2 protein-coding genes and 1 pseudogene are annotated in these 1,442 nt (G+C 74.7%); all 3 read right to left on the bottom strand.

The genetic code is table 11. The annotated features are described in order from the left end of the window. A partial coding sequence (locus tag AC2CHG_RS31385; protein ID WP_484526207.1) for a TFIIB-type zinc ribbon-containing protein occupies window positions 1-222 on the bottom strand: 222 nt, incomplete at its 3' end. Window positions 223-245: 23 nt separating this feature from the next. Further along, the gene (locus AC2CHG_RS31380) at window positions 246-878 is read right to left on the bottom strand and encodes a phosphoribosyltransferase (RefSeq protein WP_484526206.1); all 633 of its coding nucleotides are present in this window, start codon (window positions 876-878) and stop codon (window positions 246-248) included. After that, window positions 875-1,442: pseudogene (locus AC2CHG_RS31375) on the bottom strand (hypothetical protein); the annotation flags it as partial. The pseudogene AC2CHG_RS31375 and the gene AC2CHG_RS31380, both read right to left, overlap by 4 nt.

Below are 1,442 nucleotides of genomic sequence, written 5' to 3'. Positions count from 1 at the left end.
GGGCGGGGGCGGCGGGGGTGGCGGGTAGCCGGCACCGGCCGGCGCGGCCTGCTGCGGGGCGCCGCCGTGCTGCCGGTTCCAGCTGGCCTCTGCCTCGAACAGCTTCTCGAGCTCACCGCGGTCGAGGAAGATGCCCCGGCATTCGCCGCACTGGTCGATGACTACTCCGCTGCGCTCGTACTGGCGCATTTCTCCGCGGCACTTGGGACAGGTCATCTGCATGACAACGACGGTACCGGGTGTTTTCACGCAGTGGCGGTCAGCGCCTGCGTGACCTCGTCGTCGGAGACCTCGTGGAAGTCCTCGTAGTACGCGCCGACGGCGGCGAAGTCGTGCGGGAGTTGGCAGGTCACGACCGTGTCGGCGTCGGCGGCGAGCATGTCGTACGCCTGCTCGGAGCCGACCGGGACGGCGACGAGGACGCGGGCGGCGCCGAGGTGGCGGGCGACCTGGGCGGCGGCGCGGGCGGTGGCGCCGGTGGCGAGTCCGTCGTCCACGATGACGGCGGTGCGGCCGGTGAGGTCGAGCGGTGGGCGGCCGCCCCGGTAGCGCTGTTCGCGGCGTTCCAGTTCGGCCTGTTCGCGGCGGCGGACCTGGACCCTGTCGTTCTCGCTGATCCGGCCGGCGACCATCTCGTTGAGGACCTCGACGCCGCCGGGGCCGAGTGCGCCGTACGCGACCTCGGGTGCCCAGGGCACGCCGAGCTTGCGGACGACGAGGACGTCCAGTGGCGCGCCGAGCCGGTCGGCGACCACCCGGGCGACGGGTACGCCGCCGCGTACCAGGCCGAGGACGATGACGTCGGGGCGGCCGGCGAGGTCGGTGAGGCGTTCGGAGAGTTCACGTCCCGCTTCGGCCCGGTCGCGGTAGGTGGTCATTCCTCAGGTGTACGCCTTCCGGCCGGGTCGCGCGGGGCGGTTGCCGGGAATGTCGCCCTGTCGTCCGGTCGGGTGAGTGCCAGTGCGGGGGCGAGGACGAGCAGGGCGGCCGGGTAGAGCAGGTACCCGAAGCGGGTGGAGGGCATCAGCAGGATCGCGGCGAGCAGCCCGTACCCGCAGATGAGGGCCGTGGCGGCGGCGGTGCGGGGCGGGCGGCGCAGCAGCCGGACGGCGATGGCCAGGCCGGCGGCGACGAGCAGCGCGGCGGCGACGGCGCGGCCGGCCGGGAGTGTCTCGGCGATGAGGTGCCCGGGGAACGGTGACTGGGCGGGGCTGGTGACGAGGCCGTGGCCGAGCGGGAACCGCAGCACGTTCTCGACGAGGGCGTCGCGGTCGACGAGCAGCACCGGGATCAGGGCGAGTACGGGGAGGCCGATGGCGCCGAGGGCGGTGCGGAGCGCGGCCCGGCGGGTGGCGGCCCAGACGATCAGCACGACGGCGACCGGCCAGGCGAAGAGCTTCAGGGCGCCGGCGGCGCCGACCGCGAGGCCGGCCCGGCCCGCA

The organism is Micromonospora sp. ATLC20 (assembly GCF_057196585.1).
The sequence above is the reverse complement of the archived record's forward strand: the minus strand, read 5'-3'. Positions and strand labels throughout refer to the sequence as shown.

Excerpts from the sequence above, each read along its gene's own strand:
- AC2CHG_RS31380 (WP_484526206.1), bottom strand. The coding sequence starts at position 878 with ATGACCACCTACCGCGACCGGGCCGAAGCGGGACGTGAACTCTCCGAA.